The 21,244-nt window shown below is 43.3% G+C and carries 23 protein-coding genes and 1 tRNA gene; 17 read left to right on the plus strand and 7 right to left on the minus strand.

Annotated elements, in window-relative coordinates; genetic code table 11:
• Positions 1–2 precede the first annotated feature (2 nt).
• The 3 genes from mtrB (at position 3) to secA (ending at position 4,972) form a co-directional block, all read left to right on the plus strand.
• On the plus strand, positions 3–1,547 hold the full coding sequence (mtrB, locus tag PHILAsVB114_RS01895) for an MtrAB system histidine kinase MtrB (protein ID WP_204246816.1): 1,545 nt from the start codon (positions 3–5) through the stop codon (positions 1,545–1,547).
• Positions 1,548–1,742: 195 nt separating this feature from the next.
• Entirely contained in the window at positions 1,743–2,255 is a 513-nt protein-coding gene (locus tag PHILAsVB114_RS01900; RefSeq protein WP_095697716.1) for a ComF family protein, read from the plus strand.
• A 47-nt stretch (positions 2,256–2,302) separates the two neighbouring features.
• Complete coding sequence (gene secA, locus PHILAsVB114_RS01905; RefSeq protein WP_095697717.1) at positions 2,303–4,972, plus strand: preprotein translocase subunit SecA; 2,670 nt, start codon at positions 2,303–2,305, stop codon at positions 4,970–4,972.
• A 4-nt stretch (positions 4,973–4,976) separates the two neighbouring features.
• Here the strand turns inward: secA and PHILAsVB114_RS01910 are convergent, their stop codons facing one another.
• A complete protein-coding gene (locus tag PHILAsVB114_RS01910; RefSeq protein WP_095697718.1) occupies positions 4,977–5,495 on the minus strand; it encodes an Rv3235 family protein in 519 nt (172 codons plus the stop codon).
• A gap of 124 nt (positions 5,496–5,619) precedes the next feature.
• Between PHILAsVB114_RS01910 and PHILAsVB114_RS01915 the strand changes: the two genes are divergently transcribed.
• Genes PHILAsVB114_RS01915 through PHILAsVB114_RS01930 form a run of 4 tightly spaced genes read left to right on the plus strand, consistent with a single transcriptional unit; the run spans position 5,620 to position 9,166 of the window.
• A complete protein-coding gene (locus PHILAsVB114_RS01915; RefSeq protein ID WP_157906137.1) occupies positions 5,620–6,219 on the plus strand; it encodes a CpaB family protein in 600 nt (199 codons plus the stop codon).
• On the plus strand, positions 6,212–7,312 hold the full coding sequence (locus PHILAsVB114_RS01920) for a division plane positioning ATPase MipZ (protein ID WP_095697720.1): 1,101 nt from the start codon (positions 6,212–6,214) through the stop codon (positions 7,310–7,312). The genes PHILAsVB114_RS01915 and PHILAsVB114_RS01920 overlap by 8 nt, the downstream gene beginning before the upstream one ends.
• 19 nt (positions 7,313–7,331) lie before the next feature.
• Positions 7,332–7,697: a DUF6912 family protein gene (locus PHILAsVB114_RS01925; RefSeq protein ID WP_095697721.1), complete on the plus strand. Its 366-nt coding sequence runs from the start codon at positions 7,332–7,334 to the stop codon at positions 7,695–7,697.
• Entirely contained in the window at positions 7,697–9,166 is a 1,470-nt protein-coding gene (locus PHILAsVB114_RS01930; RefSeq protein ID WP_095697722.1) for a sensor histidine kinase, read from the plus strand. Before PHILAsVB114_RS01925 ends, PHILAsVB114_RS01930 begins: the two co-directional genes overlap by 1 nt.
• On the opposite strand, the gene PHILAsVB114_RS01935 is transcribed toward PHILAsVB114_RS01930, so the two are convergent.
• Together PHILAsVB114_RS01935 and PHILAsVB114_RS01940 are read right to left on the minus strand one after the other, a co-directional pair.
• Entirely contained in the window at positions 9,163–9,441 is a 279-nt protein-coding gene (locus PHILAsVB114_RS01935) for a WhiB family transcriptional regulator (protein WP_095697723.1), read from the minus strand. The genes PHILAsVB114_RS01930 and PHILAsVB114_RS01935 overlap by 4 nt on opposite strands.
• A 178-nt stretch (positions 9,442–9,619) precedes the next feature.
• Positions 9,620–9,691 (minus strand) — tRNA-Arg (locus tag PHILAsVB114_RS01940).
• A gap of 57 nt (positions 9,692–9,748) precedes the next feature.
• Between PHILAsVB114_RS01940 and msrA the strand changes: the two genes are divergently transcribed.
• From msrA to PHILAsVB114_RS01965, 6 genes are read left to right on the plus strand one after another with little or no spacing between them, the layout of a single operon-like run.
• Positions 9,749–10,279: a peptide-methionine (S)-S-oxide reductase MsrA gene (gene msrA / locus PHILAsVB114_RS01945; RefSeq protein ID WP_095697724.1), complete on the plus strand. Its 531-nt coding sequence runs from the start codon at positions 9,749–9,751 to the stop codon at positions 10,277–10,279.
• Entirely contained in the window at positions 10,276–10,680 is a 405-nt protein-coding gene (msrB, locus tag PHILAsVB114_RS01950; RefSeq protein ID WP_095697725.1) for a peptide-methionine (R)-S-oxide reductase MsrB, read from the plus strand. The genes msrA and msrB overlap by 4 nt, the downstream gene beginning before the upstream one ends.
• 21 nt (positions 10,681–10,701) lie before the next feature.
• Positions 10,702–12,231: a phytoene desaturase family protein gene (locus tag PHILAsVB114_RS01955; RefSeq protein WP_204246817.1), complete on the plus strand. Its 1,530-nt coding sequence runs from the start codon at positions 10,702–10,704 to the stop codon at positions 12,229–12,231.
• Between the two features lie 9 nt (positions 12,232–12,240).
• Positions 12,241–13,353 carry a trans-sulfuration enzyme family protein gene (locus tag PHILAsVB114_RS01960; RefSeq protein WP_095697727.1) on the plus strand — a complete coding sequence of 371 codons (1,113 nt, stop codon included), beginning with the start codon at positions 12,241–12,243 and terminating at the stop codon, positions 13,351–13,353.
• 45 nt (positions 13,354–13,398) lie between these two features.
• Complete coding sequence (locus tag PHILAsVB114_RS06975; protein ID WP_204246818.1) at positions 13,399–13,548, plus strand: hypothetical protein; 150 nt, start codon at positions 13,399–13,401, stop codon at positions 13,546–13,548.
• Positions 13,549–13,932 carry a hypothetical protein gene (locus PHILAsVB114_RS01965; protein WP_095697728.1) on the plus strand — a complete coding sequence of 128 codons (384 nt, stop codon included), beginning with the start codon at positions 13,549–13,551 and terminating at the stop codon, positions 13,930–13,932.
• Here PHILAsVB114_RS01965 and PHILAsVB114_RS01970 read toward each other — a convergent pair.
• The gene (locus PHILAsVB114_RS01970) at positions 13,929–14,840 is read right to left on the minus strand and encodes a TerC family protein (RefSeq protein ID WP_236850901.1); all 912 of its coding nucleotides are present in this window, start codon (positions 14,838–14,840) and stop codon (positions 13,929–13,931) included. The genes PHILAsVB114_RS01965 and PHILAsVB114_RS01970 overlap by 4 nt on opposite strands.
• Before the next feature lie 96 nt (positions 14,841–14,936).
• The gene (locus PHILAsVB114_RS01975) at positions 14,937–15,359 is read right to left on the minus strand and encodes a hypothetical protein (RefSeq protein WP_157906138.1); all 423 of its coding nucleotides are present in this window, start codon (positions 15,357–15,359) and stop codon (positions 14,937–14,939) included.
• A 100-nt stretch (positions 15,360–15,459) separates the two neighbouring features.
• Here PHILAsVB114_RS01975 and PHILAsVB114_RS01980 point away from each other — a divergent pair, with 100 nt between their 5' ends.
• From PHILAsVB114_RS01980 to argG, 4 genes are read left to right on the plus strand one after another with little or no spacing between them, the layout of a single operon-like run.
• Positions 15,460–16,143, plus strand: coding sequence for a response regulator transcription factor (locus PHILAsVB114_RS01980; RefSeq protein WP_095697730.1), 684 nt, complete (start codon positions 15,460–15,462; stop codon positions 16,141–16,143).
• 3 nt (positions 16,144–16,146) lie between these two features.
• Positions 16,147–17,358 carry a sensor histidine kinase gene (locus tag PHILAsVB114_RS01985; protein ID WP_095697731.1) on the plus strand — a complete coding sequence of 404 codons (1,212 nt, stop codon included), beginning with the start codon at positions 16,147–16,149 and terminating at the stop codon, positions 17,356–17,358.
• Between the two features lie 16 nt (positions 17,359–17,374).
• Entirely contained in the window at positions 17,375–18,532 is a 1,158-nt protein-coding gene (locus PHILAsVB114_RS01990; protein ID WP_095697732.1) for a class I SAM-dependent methyltransferase, read from the plus strand.
• 25 nt (positions 18,533–18,557) lie between these two features.
• Positions 18,558–19,895 carry an argininosuccinate synthase gene (gene argG / locus PHILAsVB114_RS01995; RefSeq protein ID WP_095697733.1) on the plus strand — a complete coding sequence of 446 codons (1,338 nt, stop codon included), beginning with the start codon at positions 18,558–18,560 and terminating at the stop codon, positions 19,893–19,895.
• Here the strand turns inward: argG and PHILAsVB114_RS02000 are convergent, their stop codons facing one another.
• Both PHILAsVB114_RS02000 and PHILAsVB114_RS02005 read right to left on the minus strand, forming a co-directional pair.
• Positions 19,896–20,636: a sulfite exporter TauE/SafE family protein gene (locus tag PHILAsVB114_RS02000; protein WP_095697734.1), complete on the minus strand. Its 741-nt coding sequence runs from the start codon at positions 20,634–20,636 to the stop codon at positions 19,896–19,898.
• 7 nt (positions 20,637–20,643) lie between these two features.
• Complete coding sequence (locus PHILAsVB114_RS02005) at positions 20,644–21,240, minus strand: DUF4389 domain-containing protein (RefSeq protein WP_095697735.1); 597 nt, start codon at positions 21,238–21,240, stop codon at positions 20,644–20,646.
• Positions 21,241–21,244: the final 4 nt, after the last annotated feature.

Raw genomic sequence — 21,244 nt, forward strand, 5'->3', positions numbered from 1 at the left:
CAATGACTAATCGCCTGAGAACTTCCTTAGCATTGAGAGTCTTGCTCTCAACAATTCTTCTTTCATCTGCCGTTATTTGGCTCTCAGGGTCTATTTTAAATTCCCGAGTAGCCGCGGATGTAAAACAGGTAAACCTTGATTCATCGATCAACGAAGCCCGTTCAACAATTGTGAGTGCGCGATATAGATTAATTCTTGCCAAAAGTGGTTCACAAAAAGAGGTAGATGAACTCATTGGAGAAATTCTCAGCGCAGCAACAACTGTCGGCGCCCGTGCAAGTGGACGTGAGCTTGCATTGTTAAGAGGCCCAATGGCAAACCCATCCGAAAAAGACTTTACGACAACTTCAAATCTTGTAGATCCTGGATCTTTGCCAGAGAAATTCCGTGAAAAGGTACGAAGTACATCAGAGCTGCATTGGAGTTACATCACCATTAAATATGCAGGATCTTTGCAAGTCCCCGCAATTGCGGTAGGCGACATAGTTTCTATTCCAAGATCTGGAAAATATGAACTGTATTTATTATTTCCTTTAACAAATCAGAATAAAACTTTGAGTTTAATTTCGCGCTCTATTATTTTAGTAGACGTAGCGCTGGTATTTCTGATCGGGTTAATTACGTGGTTAGTTGCGCGTCAGGTAGTCAGGCCAGTACGTGAGGCAGCGCGTGTGGCTGAAAAATTCACATCAGGAGATTTTAACCAACGAATGAAAGTCACCCGTAAAGATGAAATTGCAACCCTTGGGCTTTCATTTAATGAAATGGCTGCCTCGATTCAACAACAAATCATGCGGCTAGAAAACCTTTCACGCGTGCAACAACGATTTGTTTCTGACGTTTCTCACGAACTAAGGACGCCACTGACGACTTTGCGTATGGCATCTGAAGTGATTTATTCATCACGCAGCTCTTTTGATCCACAGGTTGCACGAAGCGCCGAATTACTCATTGGCAATATCGATCGATTCGAACGTTTACTCGAAGACCTATTAGAAGTCAGCCGATTTGATGCTGAAGTAGCTGTTCTTGAACCTGTTGATTTCAATCTAATCTCCCTGATCAATGGGTGTATTAATGATTTAGATTTGGTTGCAAAGGAAAAGGGCACACAGATAATTTTCACGCCATATAGTCAAGATTTATCAATCAACGCCGATGTTCGGCGTGTAGAACGAATATTGCGAAATTTATTTAACAATGCGATTGATCACGCAGATTCAAAGCCAATAAACGTGCAAGTGGAATACAACGATAATGATGTCGCCCTTGCAGTGCGAGATCATGGCATTGGGATGGATGAAAATTCACTTCTGCGCATATTTGATCGTTTCTGGCGCGCAGATCCGTCGCGTTCTCGAATTCGTGGCGGCACAGGACTTGGTCTTTCCATTGCGCTAGAAGATGCTCGCTTGCATGATGGAGAGCTCGAAGTGTGGGCGCGTCCAGATAAAGGCGCTCACTTTGTTTTGACTCTGCCACGAGTTGCTGGCAATCAGATTCAATCTCGCTTAATTCGCTTGGAACCAAAAGATATATCGATTTAAATATCCACAATCTTCATAAATCTTTAAAGTTAGATGTGTGGCTTTTGCCATCATAAAGCAGTGCTTAAACCTAACTCATTAAGTGAGATTTTATTTCCATCTCGCTGTTTTGGATGTCGAGCTTTGGGTCCAACTATTTGCTCTAAATGCAGATCACTCTGGAATCCACATCTCTATCGAAGCACATTAGATTCAATGCATGTTTACTCTGCAGTTCTGTATTCACCAGTTGCAAAGCGCATAATACTTTCGGCAAAAGAAAATGGGATCAAAGCAGCAGATGAACTAATCATTGAGGCACTGAGGCATTCTTTACATTTACTATCACGAGATTTTGAATTGGGAATACTTGTTCCCGCACCATCTCGGAAGAGTTCAAATCGAAAAAGGGGTAGAGATTTTCTCTCCGAGATCACGCATTCAATTGCTCAAAGTGAATCACTTGAAAGTATGGACTTGTTGATTCATACGAGAAGGGTAAGAGATCAATCAGGGCTCAGTGCCCATGACCGTAGTGAAAATATTTATCAAGCATTAGCGATTAACAGGAATAAACTGCCCGGACTTGGAGTTGATACTGATGTGATTCTTGTCGATGACTTGCTCACAACGGGTGCAACACTTCTTGAAGCCCGACGGGCTCTGAAAGTGCGTGGGATTAGGGTGATAGCGGCAATTACTGCCTGCCTCTCGCCACCGCTAAGATAACCCAGTTACTTAGACCGGACGCTTTAAACCTTTGAAAGGGTGATTCGATGCCAGCCTTTTTTGATCGCATTCTGCGCGCGGGCGAAGGTCGAATCCTTAAAGATCTCAGCAAATTAGTTGTTCAAATTAATGCGCAAGAATCTCGAATGATCGCAATGAGCGATGACGAACTGCGCGAGCAAACTCAAACTTTTAAGAATCGTTACACACAAGGCGAAACTCTCGACCAGTTACTTCCAGAAGCATTTGCTGCGGTGCGAGAAGCTGCAAAACGAACTCTTGGACAACGTCACTATGACGTTCAACTTATGGGTGGAGCCGCACTACATCGCGGAAACATTGCTGAAATGCGAACCGGTGAAGGTAAAACTCTTGTTGCAACTCTTCCCTCATATCTCAATGCACTGGCAGGTCGCGGTGTTCACGTCGTAACTGTCAATGACTATTTAGCAGAGCGCGATAGCGAATGGATGGGACGTGTCCATAGATTCCTTGGCTTAAATGTCGGAGTAATTCTTGCAAACATGACACCCGCAGAGCGTCGCGAGGCATATGGCGCAGATATTACATATGGCACAAATAATGAATTTGGTTTTGATTATCTACGTGACAACATGGCATGGAATATGGTTGATTGTGTACACAGAGATCATTACTTCGCTGTAGTTGACGAAGTTGACTCTATTTTAATTGATGAAGCAAGAACTCCTCTGATTATTAGCGGACCTGCTGATAAAGCAACCAAGTGGTATATGGAATTTAGCCAAATTTCACAAAAACTTGAACGTGGTCGCCACTATGAAGTAGATGAAAAAAAGCGCACCGTTGGAATTCTTGAAGAAGGTGTGACTCAAGTAGAACAGCTACTTAAGATCGAAAATCTTTACGAAGCAGCCAATACACCGATGATTGGCTACCTCAATAACTCAATTCGCGCTAAAGAGCTCTTCAAGCGCGATAAAGATTATGTTGTTATGAATGGTGAACTACTAATCGTTGATGAACACACAGGCCGTATTCTTGCCGGACGTCGCTATAGCGAAGGTATGCACCAAGCTCTAGAAGCTAAAGAACGTATTGAGATCCAAGATGAAAATCAGACTTTGGCGACAATTACTCTTCAGAATTACTTCCGCTTATACGAAAAACTTTCAGGTATGACTGGTACAGCGATGACTGAGGCTTCTGAATTTCATCAGATCTACAAGCTCGGTGTAGTGCCTATTCCTACGAACCGCTCCATGGTTCGAATTGATCAAGCAGATTTAGTTTATAAATCAGAAGAAGGAAAATTTGCGGCAGTGACTGCAGATATTGTGCAGCGCCATCGCAAAGGTCAGCCAGTCCTGGTTGGAACTGTTAGTGTTGAAAAATCTGAAGAGTTATCGGCCTTGCTTAAGAAAAATGGAGTGCCTCACGAAGTTCTCAATGCAAAACATCACGAACGTGAAGCAGCAATTATTGCAAGAGCAGGTGTTGTCGGAGCTGTAACAGTTGCTACCAATATGGCAGGACGCGGTACCGACATTATGCTCGGCGGTAATCCAGAATTTATGGCTGACTTTGAATTACAACGTAAGGGATTATCTCCAGTTGATAATCCACAAGAGTATGAAGCAGCTTGGCCAGATGAAATAGCAAAGCAAAAGGCTGCTGTTTCAAAAGGACATGATGAAGTAAGCGAACTTGGTGGGCTCTATGTTCTCGGAACTGAGCGCCACGAATCACGGCGCATCGATAATCAGTTGCGTGGACGATCTGGTCGCCAAGGCGATCCAGGTGAGTCTCGTTTCTACCTCTCATTACAAGATGAACTCATGCGCAGATTTAATTCAGGCTTGGTTGAACGTTTCTTATCAGCTGCTGGAATTCCAGATGATGCACCGATTGAATCAAAGATGGTTTCCAATGCGATTCGTTCGGCTCAGACGCAAGTAGAAGCTCAGAACTTTGAAATCCGTAAGAACGTTTTAAAATATGACGATGTCATGAATCGCCAACGCGAAGTAATTTATGGTGAACGCCGCCTTGTATTAGAAGGCAAAGACATTAAGGATCAAGTTGCTGAATTCATGGGCGAAACCTTGGATGCTTACGTTGATGCCGCGACAGCAGAAGGATTCGCTGAAGATTGGGATCTAGAAAAACTCTGGACAGCCTTAAAAGTGATTTATCCAGTCTCATTTACAGTTGAAGAAATTGAAAAAGAAGTTGGTTCCCGAGCAGGACTAGATTCTGATTTTTTACGCACTCGAATTCAAGATGATGTGAGCGCCGCGTATCAAAAACGTGAAGAGAGCCTAGGTACTGAAGTAATGCGTGAGTTAGAGCGCAAAGTTTTGCTCTCGGTCCTTGATCGCAAATGGCGTGAGCATCTCTATGAGATGGATTATTTGCAAGAAGGAATTGGGCTTCGTGCTATGGCACAACGTGACCCACTCGTTGAATACCAGCGTGAAGGTTTCGATCTTTTCACAGCCATGATGGATGCAATTAAAGAAGAGATTGCTAGTTATTTGTTTAACATCGAAGTTCAAGTTGAAGGTGGAAACAAGGTTCAAGCAAAAGGTCTAGAACAACCAGAGGCACCAGCAGCAGCGCTTAAGTACACCGCAGCTGATGAAGATGGTGTTACACGTTCAACAGATGTTTCCAGAAATGGACCATGTCCTTGCGGGTCGGGTAAGAAATTCAAACGTTGCCACGGCGCCGCTTAATTTCTTAAAGTAAGTCCAAAGCAGTACATAGCCAACGATTATCAACACCTTCAAATCGAACTGATAACGCGCGCAAACGTTCTCCGAATCTAACTGTCACCACAGATTCACAAATGCCATCTAAGGGTTCGCTTTGATGAATTGTTCGAAGTTTTCCTACCTCTTTAAATGTTCCAGCGCGAGCGTGTAATTCAGTGAAAATTTTTCGATGACACATGCGAGTTAATTGCGAAGGTGAACGACGCCCAGCCCAGATCTCAAGAACACTGACAACAAAGCGCATGGTCCACTCGTGTAACTCTGGCAGATCACTTGCAGAAGTTGGTTGTGGTGAGAAATCAGGATCGAATTCATCATCAAAAGTTGAAGGAATTAAGTAAAGCCGAGCCTTTTGTTTTTCATGCTCTTCTACAATTGGTCGAAATATTTCCAACATCGGGTGTTGCCAATCTTCGGCTTCACAACTAGAAACTTGCGCATAAGTAACGGGTTTGATTAATGAAATGCTCTCTAAGGTTGTCATAAGCTGAGATTGGCTCAGATGTGCAGGGGGTGAAACAGATAAAGAGATGAATGCCAACTCATCAAAAAGTATGAGTGTGGAGTACTGATGGATGCGATTCTTTTCTAGCGTTGAGTACCTTCCTATGGCCAACTACAAAAAATCATCACGCGGACGTTTAGTTCTAGCAATCACCCTCATCGCTGCCTCGCTTATCAGCGCTTTTATATTTTCTTCCCTAGCAAATCAAAAAACTAACATGATTGTCTCCACAACTTTCTTATTACCTGGACATCAAATAATTGAAAGCGACCTCACTCAGATTCAGGTTGCACTCGGAGAAGTCGCAGATAATTACGTAAGTGATACATCACAAATTGTGGGCACCTTCACACAAGTTAGAATTGAAGCTCATGAGTTGATTTCAAAGAGTGCAATCGCATCGCAATCTGAAGCGATTTCATTGAGTTCTGTTCCACTCAGTATTCGATCAGCCGATGCCCCTGATGGACTCAGTCCAGGTGTCGCAGTTGATATTTACTGGGTTCAAGATGACACAAATGCTGAGATGCAACTAATTCCAGAGTTAGTTGTTGTGGGCGCGCATGTTCTTGCGATAACTAAGAGTGGTTCAAACTTTGGAAGTGAAATTGGTTTAACCGTGGCCGTGAGCTCTGAAGATGTGCTCTTACTTCTTGGTGCAACATCTCAAGGTCGCGTGGTACTTGTGAGCGCTCATGGCTGAAATTGCACTGCCCGTCATAGTCACCGCAATTTCTAACCCTGATCAAGAAAGTTTCATCGCCGCGACCTTGTTTACACAAGGGTGGAGTGTCATTCATAGGGCAGTAGATTTTGAATCTCTTGTTGAATTCGCTACTCACCATCAAGAACAAGCTAGTACCGCGCTTTTACTGTATTCACCTGACTTAAACGATTTTGACCCCATAGCATTTCAAACGCTCTCATTAAGGTTTCGACAAATAATTGGATTCGCTTCATCGACTACCGTGCGTAGCGACGATGATTCGTTGCATGAGATTCCAGCAACAGCTCCACAACTGGCGACATTTATCCGCGGTTATGTGAGGTCGCCGTTGATTAGAAAACTTAAGCCATTGATTCAACCCGAAAAGCGAGCACGTGTCATTGCAATTTCATCGGCAGGATCATGCACAGGTGCAAGCACTGTAGCTATTAATTTAGCCTATGAATTAAGTTTACAATCAAAGAAAATCTTGCTCATTGATGCGAATTTAGCTGATTCAAATATTGCAGTGTATTTAGATCAAAGAAATCTCGTTGACGAGGAGTTATGGAGGCTCTCATCACCCTTTCTTTATGTGAAAGAATTAACACGTCAAAGAATTAGCGAATTTGATTCGTTTATTGAAAAAGCAAACCTTGAATTTGACTTCATAATCCTAGATATTGGAAGAATCAATGATCTGTCTTCACAGTTATCGGATAGACGAGCAGATTCATTGGTTATTACATGGGTGGGAGATCATGCTGATGATTTATGGATCATTGCTAGACCCGATCGAATTGGACAGGTGCGCTTTAAGAAAGTTACATCAATTCTTAATAGAACCTCACTCACTTCTTCAGTAACTTTCATACTTAACATGCGTTCGAATGGACGAAAGGGACAAGAAGAAGAGAAAGCATTTCTAGCAATAGCTACGACTCATAAAGCCCAGCATTTATATGTTCTACCTGCCGATGCCCGAAACACGGCAGAGTCTTCACAATCTCGGGGCACTCTTGCCGAGGTCAATGAACGAGGAATTCTGCGAAAAGCGTTGGCCGCCATCGCAAGTGAAATGATTTCATAAACTCTTATACCCTTAGCCCATGCGTGCATATCTGCCTTTGACGATTGATGAAGTCAAGGATTTTTATCTTCAAAAAACCTTCGCACCTGAAATTATTTATGCTCCAACCATTAAATTCATCACTGCTAACCCAGAGCTAGATGAAGAAGAAGCTGAGTATGAAATTTCAATGATTGCAGCCCGGGCATCTGGTGGATTTGTCATCGCAGTTGAATTAGCTGAAAAAGAAGTTTTTCAACATAATGAGGAAACCATTGAGATACTTAATGAAATTATCTGGGAAAACGTTGAAGCACTCTTTGAATATGACTCAGTCGAGGATGAATTAACGTGGTATGCAACGCAGGAGATTGGCGATTATTTACAATCCGTAGGTAGCAAGTAATGGCTCGCCTGGAAGATCTTGTTCACGGCAGATCACCGCTTACCGGCCAACATATTCATCGAATTCAAGAACTTGTTGCAGATTGGCAACTATTAGCCGATTTATCTTTTGCGGATTTAGTTCTCTGGGTTCCGCTGCGTAAAGATTTCAAAAGCTGGCCAACTGGATACGTTGCAGTCGCTCACATCCGTCCAACAACTGCGGCAACTATTTTTTCTCACGATGTAATAGGCGATGAAATCGAGTGGGGATCGAAACCACTGATTGACCAAGCTCTTTCACATGGTGAAATTATTAGAGATTCAGAGCCAGAATTAGATGGCGAAATAATGATAAAAGTTGAAACAGTGCCAGTGATATTTGAATCTCAAGTAATCGCTGTTATTTCTCGACATAGAAGTGCAGAGTCAATGCGAACTCCAAGCCGCCTTGAACTCAATTACCGAGAAATTGCACACAAGTTATATGCCATGGTTTGCGAGGCAACGTTCCCATATCCAGGTGCTCATGAATACCTAGATCCCGCACCACGTGTTGGAGATGGATTAATTAGATTAGATGTCAACGGAGTTACTTCTTTTGCAAGCCCGAATGCACGTTCTGCATATAACAGACTTGGATGGGATAACGATCTTGAGGGCTTTAACCTCGGGGAAATCAGTGAAAAACTAAATAAGAATAATCATGATGCTGATGATCACGGATTACGAAGTCGTCTCAGCGGTAAGAATTTACAACGTGCTGAGTGTGAAAATGATGGGGGAACAATTGATTTAATTGTGCTGCCACTCTTGGCAAAGGGAGATCGCATCGGAGCGATTGTTTTGATTCAAAATGTCACCGAATTGCGCCGCCGCGAACGTGTAATTGTGACTAAGGATGTAACAATTAAAGAGATCCATCATCGAGTAAAAAACAATCTACAGACAGTATCTGCGCTACTGCGATTACAAGCACGACGCATTGAAGATCCCAGCGCCAGTGCAGCCCTTGATGAAGCAGTACGTCGCATTGCATCTATTGCCTTGGTTCACGAAACGCTTTCAACTAGCTCAGAGGCAAGTGTTGCCTTTGATCAAGTATTAGATTCACTTATTACCCATGCCTTAGATTTAAGCCCCCGAATGAGTGAGTTAAAAATTACTCGTACCGGAGAAATTTCATCCCTTGATCCCCGTATTGCAACACCGCTTGCCTTAGTAATCACAGAGTTAATTCATAATGCACTCGAGCATGGTTTGGCTACAAAAGGCTCTGGGTTACACATAACCATCAACCGATCAAGCAAAGATTGCGTTATTGAGGTTTCAGATGATGGCGTTGGCTTGCCTAGCGATTTTGACTTTAATACATCATCTAATTTAGGACTTCAGATTGTAAGAACCCTGACAGAAAATGAGTTAAAGGGTTCTATCGAGTTAAAATCAACACAAAATTCAACTGTTGCAAAACTTACTTTTCCGCTTTAAGCAGGATTATTTATTTGATTCTGCTCTTGCAGACGGGCGCGATTTCTAGCAGCACGGCGCTTGAGTGCACGACGTTCATCTTCTGAGAGTCCGCCCCACACGCCAGCATCTTGACCACTTTCTAGCGCCCAAGCCAAGCAAGGTTCTTTAACAATGCAGCGGTTACAAACTTTTTTTGCTTCTTCAATTTGCGTAATTGCTGGTCCAGTGTTTCCAACAGGAAAGAAGAGCTCTGGATCCTCATCTCGACAAGCAGATTGATGACGCCAATCCATGACAGATCCATCCTTTCCACATGAGAAATTTTCGAAAATTACTAAATACGAGGCATTAATGCCATCGCAACGCGTTAATTATCTCGTGTATTCATTACTTAAACAAGGATGTACGGCAAAAGATTTCTGTGAATTAGGTGATTTAAGTCGCCATCTATCTCGATTGATTGCTTATGCGTGCCCCCGGCAGGAATCGAACCTGCGCACCAGCCTTCGGAGGGCTGTGCTCTATCCCCTGAGCTACGGGGGCGCATACGCAAGGTTATCAGCGCGTGCATGAACACAAGCGAGGTGCGAGAATTCAGAGATGAGCGCACAGATCGCATATTTTGCAACTGGATGTTTTTGGGGTGCCGAAAAACGATTCTGGAATTTAGATGGAGTTATCCAAACAAGCGTTGGTTACATGGGCGGAACGATTGCCAATCCATCGTATGAATTAGTCTGCACAGGCAGAACTGGACATACAGAGGCGGTCAAAGTTTCATTTGATCCGAGCAAGATTTCTTATTCACGGTTATTAAAAGAATTCTGGGAGATGCATGATCCAACCTCGATGGATCGGCAAGGAAATGACATAGGTTCGCAATACAGAAGTGCGATTTTTACGACATCAGATGAACAAAGAGATGAAGTCCAAAAATCTCTAAGTATTTATCAGAGCGCACTGGATGCGAACTCCATTGGCAAAATTGTTACTCAAGTTTTGCCAGCGAGTGAGCACGAGTATTTTGAAGCTGAGGGGTATCACCAGCGCTATCTAGAGAAGAACCCAAATGGGTATGACTGCCACTCAAGCACAGGTGTGAATTTTCCAGAGACTGCCGTGAATGCATGAGTAAGAAAATTGAAATTGATGAGGCTGCACTTAAAGCACAGTTAGACCCACTTTCATATGAAGTACTGCGAAAGGGTGCAACTGAACGACCATTTATAGGCGAGTACACCGATACCGAAACTATGGGTGTTTATAAGTGCAAGGCGTGCCAATCTGAATTATTTAGAAGTGAAACAAAGTTTCATTCAGGATGCGGGTGGCCGAGTTTTTATGCACCAACTGAAAATGATGCGGTCACACTTATTGAAGATCGCTCCCTTGCCCCTCGCGTCAGAACTGAAGTGCGATGCGCCGCTTGCGACTCACATCTTGGACATGTTTTTGAAGGCGAAGGTTTTGATACACCGACAGATCAACGTTGGTGTATTAACTCTGTTTCACTCATTCTTGAATCAAAGTAAATTGAGAAATACAGTTCAATTATGAAATATGACGTCATTGTCATGGGCGCAGGTCACAATGGTTTAGTAGCCGCGGCCTACCTGGCAAAGGCCGGCAAAAGTGTTCTCATGCTAGAAGCTGCCCAAGAAATTGGTGGAGCAACGGCAAGTGTTCGAGCATTTACAGAATATGACGCACTACTTTCTCGCTATTCATATCTAGTAGCACTTTTGCCAGATCAAATTGTTAAAGATTTAGGTTTGAACTTTAAAACTATTTCACGAGAAGTTTCCTCTTTTACGCCTTACAAAAAAGATGGCAGAGATCTAGGTTTACATATTTCTAGAGTGTGGGATAAGCAAACCGAAGAGTCATTTATCGAACTCACTGGTTCTTCAGATGAAGGTATTGCATGGCAGAAGTTCTATTCTGAGGTAGAAAAGTTCGCACAAAAAATGGCACCAACTTTTCTAGAACCACTGCGCACCAGAAGTCAGATGAAAGCATTGATTGCCCAAGATAAAACGTGGGAATATCTGGTTGAAAAGCCAATGGCGCAGATTATTGGCTCCACTTTTAAAGATGATCTAGTTCAAGGCGTCGTGTTAACAGATGCACTGATTGGAACATTTGTTTCGGCTAATTCGATCCAGGCAAATATTTGTTTTTTGTATCACCTCATGGGAAATGGCACAGGGGAGTGGAAAGTTCCACATGGAGGAATGGTTGCACTCGTCAACGAATTAGAGCGAGTTGTTCGATCCCATGGTGTTGACATCAAGACAAATTCTGAAATAACAAAGATTTCAACAGATGCGCATGGAGTCACGGTGCAGACGGTGATGGGGGAGAGTTTTACAGCCGAATATCTCTTGAGTAATGCTGCGCCAGCACACTTAGATCGCCTTCGTGGAAAGAACAGTGAAAGCTCGCTATCTGGATCACAGCTAAAAATTAATATGTTGCTTCGAAAATTGCCGCGCTTAAAATCCGGGGCAGACCCAGCGAGAGCTTTTTCAGGAACTTTTCATATTAACGAGAGTTATTCAGAGTTAGAAGATGCCTATGTCACTGCTAAAAATGGTGAGATACCGAAGCATGCTCCATCAGAAATGTATTGTCACACTCTTACTGATCCAAGTATTTTAAGCGAAGAATTAGCGCACAAGGGTTTTCATACTCTTACTCTCTTTGGTTTACACACCCCTGCAGAGTTGTTTGAAAAAGATCCTGAAGCGGCTAAAAAAGTTGCAGCCCAGCGCTGCCTGGATGCGCTTAATTCATATTTGCTCGATCCAATCGAAAGTGTGCTTGCTCTTAATAGTGATGGATCAATGTGCATTGAAATTAAGAGTCCATTAGACCTTGAAAAAGATGTGCGCTTACCTGGAGGCAATATTTTTCATCGAGATTTAACTTTTCCATTCAAAGAAGAGGAGAGCTCTCAAATCTGGGGTGTGGAAACTGATGATCCACGAATCCTTATCTGCGGAGCAGGTGCGCAACGCGGAGGCGGAGTCAGCGGAATACCTGGACATAATGCTGCCATGGCAGTGCTTGCAAAGGGTTAGGCTTAACACATGAGCGATCCCAAGTTAAGTCCAGAGACGATAGCGATTTCAGCTGGACGTCCTGCAGTTAAAAAAGATGGATCACTTAATCCAGATATTTCTTTGAGTTCTACATATCACGCCGGCGGAACTGTTGGTTATGGTCGCTCAGGAAATGAAACGTGGAGCGCTCTTGAAAGTGCGATTAGCGAATTAGAAGGCGGACAGACCCTTGCATTCGCATCGGGTAATGCTGCAATTAGCGCTGTCTTTGCATTGCTACCAATTGGTGCACCAGTTGTGGCATCTGATCAGGGATATAGCGGAACAATGGCGATGCTTACATCTTTTCAAGAAAGCGGTCGCTTAGAAGTTCGATTTGTAGATATCGCTAATACTGATGCAGTTATTGCTGCAATGAGTGGGGCTGCATTTCTCTGGCTTGAATCACCAACTAATCCAGGACTAGAAGTTGCCGATATGCCAACTCTGATAGTTGCAGCGCGTAATTTAAGTGTTGGAGTTGGTGTTGATAACACTTTTGCAACTCCACTGATTCAAAATCCATTGCAAATGGGCGCAGACATCGTTATGCACTCTGTAACAAAGTATTTTGCTGGCCACAGTGATGTGCTTATGGGATCGCTTTCAACAAAGATCCCAGAACTGCACTCACGTCTTCAAGAAATACGAAAAATTCATGGTGGCGTTCCAGGCCCGTATGAGGCATGGCTTGCACTTCGCGGACTGCGCACATTCCCATTGCGCTTTGAATGCGCCCAGCGCAACGCCCTTGAATTGGCAAAGCGCTTAAGTAAGCACCCAGCTATTTCCAGAGTTCGATACCCCGGCTTACCCGAAGATTCACAGCACGCGCGAGCTAAGAGTTTCATGCGCGGTTTTGGTGCGGTCGTTTCATTTGAAGTTAAGGATGGCCCTGAAAAAGCAGATCGAATCTGTGAAAGTTCAGAGTTAATAACCCATGCAACAAGCTTGGGCGGGATCGAAAGTTTGTGGGAACGCCGCAGACGTTGGCCAGCCGAGAGCAAGCTGACCCCTGAAAACCTTATTCGCTTATCTGTTGGCTGTGAAAATGTTGAGGATTTGTGGCGAGATATTGAGCAGGCGTTTACCAACTCGTAATATTTAAATGGTGCAAAAGTAGAAAAAGAAGAGTATTTTTAGCATATGTTCAAAGCCATTCGACGACTAGCCGCAGCAATCGCTGTTGGCCTTTTGGCGTTCAAGGCTGTTGCATCCTTCTTATCGTGGGTTGAACGCCAAGAAGATTCCACAGCAGAAGCGTGGATTGATGAAGACGAATTTGAAGACGCGTAAGTGAGTACCGCGCAATACATCCCAGGTTCTTGCAATATTGGTAAAGGCGAAATTCGACAACGACAAATCGTTGCACTTATTGGTTTAGCAATTTCTATCTCATCACTTATCGCACTTATTTCAACTAGTGCACCTCGGGGAGCACGTCTAGGAATTTTCATTCCGCTAGCCGTTGCAAGTATCGGTTGGGTTCAGTCTCGAAAGAAGTTTTGCTTAGCCTATGGATTTATGGGCACATTTAACTTTGGAAAACTCGGTCAACTCTCCAAAGTTGCAGATAGTGCAAGCAGAGCCGCAGATAGAAAAACTGCACTCAGCATTCTGATTCAATCGGGTGCATATGCAGTGGTTGGCACTGCAATAATTTACTTGTTACCGCTTTAAACTATTTCGCTTCCATCTTTACGAGTTGCTGTAAGGCTGGCAACTGTCGTAATTGTTAATGCGGTAACAATAAATCCTAAGCTCACAGCCAGTGGAACGTGAGGAATCTCAATTCCTGCAACATCATGTACTCCCACTGAATGGAGTGCTTCGAAGATCATCTTTACGCCAATAAATCCGAGAATTGCAGATAAGCCCAAGGATAGATAAACCAAGCGCGCGATCAGTCCTTGGAGCAAGAAGTAGAGCTGACGAAGACCCATCAGAGCAAAAATATTTGCTGTCGCAACAATGTATGGATCTCGAGTGATACCAAAGATTGCAGGGATTGAGTCGAGTGCGAATACAAGATCGGTCACACCTAAGGAAATAAGTGCGATGGTAAATGTACTCGCACCTTTGCTCTTTAGGTATGTTTCGACTTTGCTCTCTTTTATCTCTTCGTCATGACCACTTTCGCGCACGAGCTGAATCGCTGTGAAGATAAGGAAAGCTCCGAAGAGGAAAAACACACTTTGGAAGCGAGAAATAATTGCAGCACCTGCTGCGATAAATCCACCGCGTAACACTAAAGCAATGATGATTCCTAGAAGAAGTACTAGTTGCTGCTTCTTAGAATCAATCTTTAGACGTGAAAGAATAATTACAAAGACAAAGATGTTATCTACAGAGAGTGCATATTCAGTGAGCCAGCCTGCAAAGAATTCAGGGCGGGCCGTAGGTGAATCAACCCAGTTTGGCATCAGAATTCCAAAGGCAATTGCGGCGCTGACATAAATCACAGTCCAGATCGCAGACTCAGTAATTGTGGTCTCTTTGTTGCGGCGCAAAATTGCCATCATCAAGTCAAAGGCTATGACGAGTGAAAGGATTCCTATTGTTGTCACCCAAACGGTTGTAGATTCCAATTACTTAACCTTTTCTTCTAGTTGTTTCATACTTCTATGAACGTCTGCAGAGATTACCTCAAATTTAAGCAATTCTCTTTCCTTAAATAGGTGTGGCTATGGCTTCAATTCTTTTCGTCGCTCCATAGGAGGCGTAGGAAGTGGACCTAAGGCAGCAAGTGCGGCATCTCGAAGTAGAACGGCAGATATTCGAGCTTTTTTCAAAGTATTCATAACAACCATTTTTTGTTCTGCAGTTGCTGCGTTAGCAAGAGCAATTTTCGCATCATTTGTTGCTTTTCTAATTGTTGCCTTAAAAATTTCATTTATTTCTTCACGAGCTTCTTCACGAGCTTGCATTGCAGCCTTGTAAGCATCTTTTTCAAAGTTAAATTTCTCTTTAGCGTTTTTAAATTCTAATTTAGCCGCAGGTTTAGGTTTCAAACGATCATCTTCTGCTAACGCTGGGTTGAGATTGGAAATACAAAGGGCAGCACTCATAAGAGTTGCTAATCCGATACGGACGGCGCTAGTTGCCATGGGCAAAAGTGTAGGAGAAATCTTTGTGAACCTTCTGTGAGATGCTGAGAAAACGCCCAAAGTTAGATACAGATTAGCGTTGATGTGCAAAGGTATAGCCATGGCTCCCCAAATTATGGTCGTAGACGATGAAGCAGGTGTTCGCGAATTAGTGTGCGATGCCTTACGCATTGCAGGATTTGAGACCCTACAAGCAAGTGATGGCATGTCAGCTCTCACTGCACTACGAACCGCTAAGCCGGACTTGCTGATTATCGATATCAATATGCCATTGATGGATGGTTTTGATTTAGTCGAGCGCTTGCGCTCTCAAAATGATTTAACTCCCGTGCTTATGCTTTCGGCCAGAAGTGATCGAGCAGACATCACACGCGGTTTGTCCTTGGGCGCCGATGATTATGTAACAAAACCTTTTGGACTAGAAGAGTTATTACTTCGCGTCAAAGCAATTCTGCGCAGAACTTCAAAGGTATCTGCAACAGCTACAACACTTTCATGCGGTCCAATCACGCTCAATGAAGAGATTCATCAAGTAACATTTAATGCAGACGTTGTTGAACTTTCGCCAACAGAGTTTCGATTACTGGCCATTTTGCTCGAGAACAAAGGTCGCGTTCTATCTAAATCGGTCCTCTTAGATGATGTATGGGGCATAACTTTTGAATCTGAAACCAGCGTTGTCGATACCTACATCTCATATTTGCGCAAGAAACTACATCGCGATGGATTCGATGGCATTAAGACAATCCGAGGAGTTGGATTTCAAATATTGGAACCAAAGTAGCTGATGAATCAAAGATTCCGGGTTGCCTTTTTTTCTCTCCTCATCACGACATTGGTATCCCTTGGAATCGGTGGATTTGCTCTGCAAGATTCCCATAATGCTGCAATTCGCCAAGTTGATTCACGACTAAATTTTGTCATTCAAACGGCACTGCAAAATCAAAGTGATTTATTAAACGCTGCTTTGTTCGCACTCGATGCCGGAAGAATTGACGCATCGATTGTTCTTGTGACTCCACGGGGTGAACCGATTTCATTAACTGAGGCGTCACAGCGATTTGATGTGGATACATCGATTAAAAACATTACATCTTCGGTCATTCGAGCTATTTCTATTAACTCTAAAAATCCTTATCGAATGCGTTCGATCCCTCTTCCAGAAGAAGAATTCCTAGTTGTTGCCATTTCAACTGCGGACTTGGAAAGTGATTGGCGCGAAAATATCGCTCGACTCTTAGTATTCCTCTTCTTTGCCAATTCACTTGCGATCGCTCTTTCTTTCTTACTCTTGCGTAACAATTCTCGAAAGCTTGAGCAACAATCATTACTTCGCATGCAAAGATTTCTCAGTGACGCGGCCCATGAGTTAAGAACTCCGCTGACTGTCATAAAAGGGTATTCAGAGTTACTAGGTGCGCACAAAATTGAGACAAAGCAAGATCAAGAAAAGGCATTTGCCCGAGTAGATCACGAAGTAAAGCGAATGGAATCGCTCATAAACGACTTGCTGCTCAGTGCAGAACTCAATGAAGCAACCCACCTTGATTTCGAGTCATATGACATTTCTTCAGAACTTCGCACTCACCTTCGCGACTTTGAAATACTTTCACCAGATCGCACGATCGAAAATTTCATAGAACCGGGGCTCCAGATTAAAGCTTCTGGAGATCATATAGATCGCATGATTCAAAACATTTTTTCAAATATAAGACGCCATACTCCATCGATTGCACCAGTTAGCGTGCAACTCAAAAGCAAGGGTAAAGAAGTCCAGTTACGTATTGAAGATGGAGGTCCGGGTCTACCCGATGATGCTTATAACAAAGCAAGTTATGAGTTTGAGCGTTTTGATCGCTCTCGTTCACGCGATTCCGGTGGCAGTGGACTTGGGTTAAGCATCATTGCTGCAATTGTTAAGGAACACTCAGGAAGCATTTCTTTATCGAAAAGCGCTCTCGGTGGACTCGCAATTTACATACAACTACCAATTAAATAAGCATTACACTTGAGCAATGTCGCTCGAGCTCGCATTCGCTAAAGCCACAGAATTAATTAGCGATCAGAATAATTTTGTTCGTGCAGTGCTCTCAGGGCGTCGCAGAAATATGCAGACAGAGTACGAACGTATCGATATTCGCCCAGTTCAACTTAAAGACGGCTTGAGATTACAACTTATCTTGAGCGAGGAAAAGCAAGATACAACTAAAAACATTGGCATCGATGCTGACAAGATCCTTGAATTACTCAATAGTGGCTATGCAAATGTCTTAGTTGAATTCACAACAGGTTCTTATTCATTGCGAATCACCAAAAAAGGAGAAGCTCTGATTCATGAAGCCAAAGGAGTCTTTGAACGCTCTGTAAGCCATGACAGAACAAAAGAGAGATTGCTAGATGCCAGTGATCCGTTCTTAATCGAAGTGGGAATATCTGATCACAAAGGATCTATAAAGCCCTCGATGCAAGATAAGTATCGTCAGGTTGAAGAGTTTCTAAGAATTCTTGAACCGGCTTTACCTGAGAAAAAAGAGAAACTTTCTATTGTTGACCTCGGTTGTGGTCATGCGTATTTAACCTTTGCAACGCATCAGTACTTACGCAAGTCAGGCATTGATGCGCACGTCATAGGTATTGATGTTCGCGAGAATTCGCGAGATAGAAACAACGCAATTGCAAAAAAACTAGGAATAACGGATTCCATAGAATTTCGCGCTGAAGAGATTTCTGAGACGAAAATTGAATCTGCAGATATTGCAATCGCGTTACATGCCTGCGACACCGCCACAGATGATGCAATTGCATGGGGCGTCCAGCATGGCGTGCAGCTTCTATTAATTGCACCGTGTTGTCATCACGATTTACAGGTACAGATACAAGATATCCCTGAGCCATGGCCAATGCTTACTCGCCATGGAATTATGCGAGAGCGCCTTGGAGATTTACTTACTGATTCATTTCGAACTCAGATTTTAAAGTTACTTGGATATCGAGTAGATGCTATTGAATTTGTTGGGGGAGAGCACACGCCTAGAAACCTAATGATCCGCGCTACAAAAACTGGCGCAAAACCAGAGCCCGTAGATATTGCTAGATATAAAGAAATGCTTGCGCAGTGGAATGTGAACCCCGCCCTTGCACAGCGCCTCGCAAAAGAATTAGGCGCAATCTAGTCCGCCTCACCGTTAGACTTCACGCATGTCCAAAGTCCTCGCATCATTGCCAGTTGGTGAAAAAGTTGGCATTGCATTCTCTGGTGGTTTAGATACATCAGTTGCTGTTGCTTGGATGCGCGAAAAGGGTGCCATACCTTGCACATACACCGCAGATCTTGGTCAATATGACGAACCAGATATCGACAGTGTTCCTGATCGTGCTAAACAATATGGCGCAGAAATTTCTCGACTAGTTGATTGCAAAGAAGCACTTGTTGAAGAAGGTTTTGCAGCCATTGCATGCGGCGCCTTTCATATTCGCTCCGGTGGAAAACAATATTTCAATACCACTCCGCTTGGCCGCGCAGTTACGGGAACATTACTTGTGCGCGCAATGCTTCAAGATGGCGTGGATATTTGGGGCGATGGGTCAACATATAAAGGCAATGACATTGAGCGCTTTTATCGCTATGGATTACTTGCTAATCCAAATCTAAGAATTTATAAGCCATGGTTGGACGCAGACTTCGTGCAAGAACTCGGCGGACGCAAGGAAATGTCAGAGTGGTTAGTTGAGCACAAACTTCCCTATCGCGACAGTATTGAAAAAGCGTATTCAACCGATGCCAATATTTTAGGTGCAACTCACGAAGCCAAAACTTTAGAAAACCTTGATGTATCCCTAGAAACAGTAGAACCAATCATGGGTGTTCGTTATTGGAATCCAAAAGTTGAAATCAAGAGCGAAGATGTAGTCATTGAATTCGTACAAGGTCGACCACATTCAATTAATGGAAAAACCTTTAAATCATCCGTTGATCTAATTCATGAAGCCAACACCGTTGGTGGTCGTCACGGCCTTGGCATGAGCGATCAAATTGAAAATAGAATAATTGAGGCAAAGAGTCGCGGAATTTATGAGGCTCCAGGAATGGCGCTTCTATTTATTGCATACGAGCGTTTGATTACAGCCATTCATAATGAAGACACCATTGCGAACTATCACGCAGAAGGTCGCAGACTAGGACGCCTACTTTATGAAGGTCGCTGGATAGATCCACAAGCGTTGATGATGCGTGAATCCTTACAACGCTGGGTTGCATCTGCTGTGACTGGAAAAGTTACATTGCGACTTCGTCGTGGAGATGATTTTTCAATCATTAATACAGAAGGTCCTGGCTTTAGTTATCACCCAGAAAAGCTTTCAATGGAGCGCACAGAAAATGCAGCTTTTGGTCCAACAGATCGAATAGGGCAATTAACTATGCGCAATTTAGATATCGAAGATACTCGCGAGAAACTTGAGCTCTATCGCAACCAAGGACAACTAGGTGGCGGTCACTTTAAGTTAATTAGCGAAATCGAATCTGGCGATAAGTAATTAGAAATTAAGGGCGAATTTAAGCCCGGCAATTATTAACACCGCACCTAGTGCACGCTTTACACCCACTGAAGAAAATCGAGAAATACCAAGACGAGTACCTATGAGTGCTCCGATAATTACTGCGCCAAGAAATAGAGGCAATGTCTCTGGCAATTCAGAGGTCGATCTGTAATTACCTAAAAGCCCGGCAACAGAATTAACAAAAATGAAGGCTGCCACGGTTCCACTGGCTTGTTTAACGTGATTCCAACCAAGCCAAATAATCAGCGGTGAAAGAAAGATTCCGCCACCAGTACCAGTGATACCTGCGAGGAATCCGATGGATGCGCCCATCACTATTGCCAGTAAGTAATTAACGGGCGTTAATTCACGATCTCGAGATGCGGCTAAAAAGATAAACCGAAGTCCAGAGAGAATCAGCAGAACTCCCACAATCGGTTTATAGATTTCGCTAGGCAGATTTATATGTCCACCAAGGAATGCGGCGGGTATTGCACCGAAACTCAAAACAAAAAAGAGTTTCTTATCAAAGTACTTATTACGGATATAGCGCATGCTTGCATAAGCAGAAACTGCGATGTTAAGAGTCAATGCAGTTGGTCTGATGACCGTGGTTTGAAGATTAAACAGAGCCATGATGGCGATATATGCCGAGGAACCAGCATGGCCCACAGATGTATAAAGAACTGCGCCAAAGAATAAGCAGAGCGCAATTACTAGGTTAGTTAATTCGAGCACTTAACTCCTATAAAGAAAATGAAGGGTATTCATCCGTGACTAGGATAATTGCATACCCATAGATTCGATTCCAGTATTGGCTCACACGAACAATGATGTCGGCGCAGGTTTGCGGCATTGATCCCGTGAATAAAATGTTAAACCAAGCCAGCAGCAACATGATGAAACCGTAAATAGAGTAAACAATTCCTACGATATATAAAGGAATGGCTAAGAACCACTTAACTAATGGAAGCCCGCGGCTCAGAGTTTTTCCACCATCTACTTCTGGATAGGTAATTCGAACAACACCGCTTTCTTCGATAGATGGATATTCATCAGTCAGCAGAGCGATATATGCCCAGACACGATTAACAAGTCCAAAGAGTGCTTTGTTAAAGGTCAAGACATAACTTGGGTACACGCCACGAAATAGAAGAGCAAGGATGACAGGCAAAATTAATAGTCCGTAGGTCTGCATAGGGTTATCACTGAAGAACGTTTCAATAGAGAAAGATGAGACAAACATAAAGACTGGAAAGGCAATAACGACCCGGGCAAAAGCTGTGGCGCGATCACGGTTATCTAGTTGGACTTGGAATGAAGTTTCTATTTGGTTGCTCATGTTC

This window comes from Candidatus Planktophila limnetica (assembly GCF_002288365.1).
Classification (GTDB): Bacteria; Actinomycetota; Actinomycetes; order Nanopelagicales; family Nanopelagicaceae; genus Planktophila; species Planktophila limnetica.

Coding starts and splice junctions, on each gene's coding strand:
- mtrB (WP_204246816.1), top strand. CDS start 3: ATGACTAATCGCCTGAGAACTTCCTTAGCATTGAGAGTCTTGCTCTCA.
- PHILAsVB114_RS01900 (WP_095697716.1), top strand. CDS start 1,743: ATGCATGTTTACTCTGCAGTTCTGTATTCACCAGTTGCAAAGCGCATA.
- secA (WP_095697717.1), top strand. CDS start 2,303: ATGCCAGCCTTTTTTGATCGCATTCTGCGCGCGGGCGAAGGTCGAATC.
- PHILAsVB114_RS01910 (WP_095697718.1), bottom strand. CDS start 5,495: ATGACAACCTTAGAGAGCATTTCATTAATCAAACCCGTTACTTATGCG.
- PHILAsVB114_RS01915 (WP_157906137.1), top strand. CDS start 5,620: ATGGCCAACTACAAAAAATCATCACGCGGACGTTTAGTTCTAGCAATC.
- PHILAsVB114_RS01920 (WP_095697720.1), top strand. CDS start 6,212: ATGGCTGAAATTGCACTGCCCGTCATAGTCACCGCAATTTCTAACCCT.
- PHILAsVB114_RS01925 (WP_095697721.1), top strand. CDS start 7,332: ATGCGTGCATATCTGCCTTTGACGATTGATGAAGTCAAGGATTTTTAT.
- PHILAsVB114_RS01930 (WP_095697722.1), top strand. CDS start 7,697: ATGGCTCGCCTGGAAGATCTTGTTCACGGCAGATCACCGCTTACCGGC.
- PHILAsVB114_RS01935 (WP_095697723.1), bottom strand. CDS start 9,441: ATGGATTGGCGTCATCAATCTGCTTGTCGAGATGAGGATCCAGAGCTC.
- msrA (WP_095697724.1), top strand. CDS start 9,749: ATGAGCGCACAGATCGCATATTTTGCAACTGGATGTTTTTGGGGTGCC.
- msrB (WP_095697725.1), top strand. CDS start 10,276: ATGAGTAAGAAAATTGAAATTGATGAGGCTGCACTTAAAGCACAGTTA.
- PHILAsVB114_RS01955 (WP_204246817.1), top strand. CDS start 10,702: ATGAAATATGACGTCATTGTCATGGGCGCAGGTCACAATGGTTTAGTA.
- PHILAsVB114_RS01960 (WP_095697727.1), top strand. CDS start 12,241: ATGAGCGATCCCAAGTTAAGTCCAGAGACGATAGCGATTTCAGCTGGA.
- PHILAsVB114_RS06975 (WP_204246818.1), top strand. CDS start 13,399: ATGTTCAAAGCCATTCGACGACTAGCCGCAGCAATCGCTGTTGGCCTT.
- PHILAsVB114_RS01975 (WP_157906138.1), bottom strand. CDS start 15,359: ATGGCAACTAGCGCCGTCCGTATCGGATTAGCAACTCTTATGAGTGCT.
- PHILAsVB114_RS01980 (WP_095697730.1), top strand. CDS start 15,460: ATGGCTCCCCAAATTATGGTCGTAGACGATGAAGCAGGTGTTCGCGAA.
- PHILAsVB114_RS01985 (WP_095697731.1), top strand. CDS start 16,147: ATGAATCAAAGATTCCGGGTTGCCTTTTTTTCTCTCCTCATCACGACA.
- PHILAsVB114_RS01990 (WP_095697732.1), top strand. CDS start 17,375: ATGTCGCTCGAGCTCGCATTCGCTAAAGCCACAGAATTAATTAGCGAT.
- argG (WP_095697733.1), top strand. CDS start 18,558: ATGTCCAAAGTCCTCGCATCATTGCCAGTTGGTGAAAAAGTTGGCATT.
- PHILAsVB114_RS02005 (WP_095697735.1), bottom strand. CDS start 21,240: ATGAGCAACCAAATAGAAACTTCATTCCAAGTCCAACTAGATAACCGT.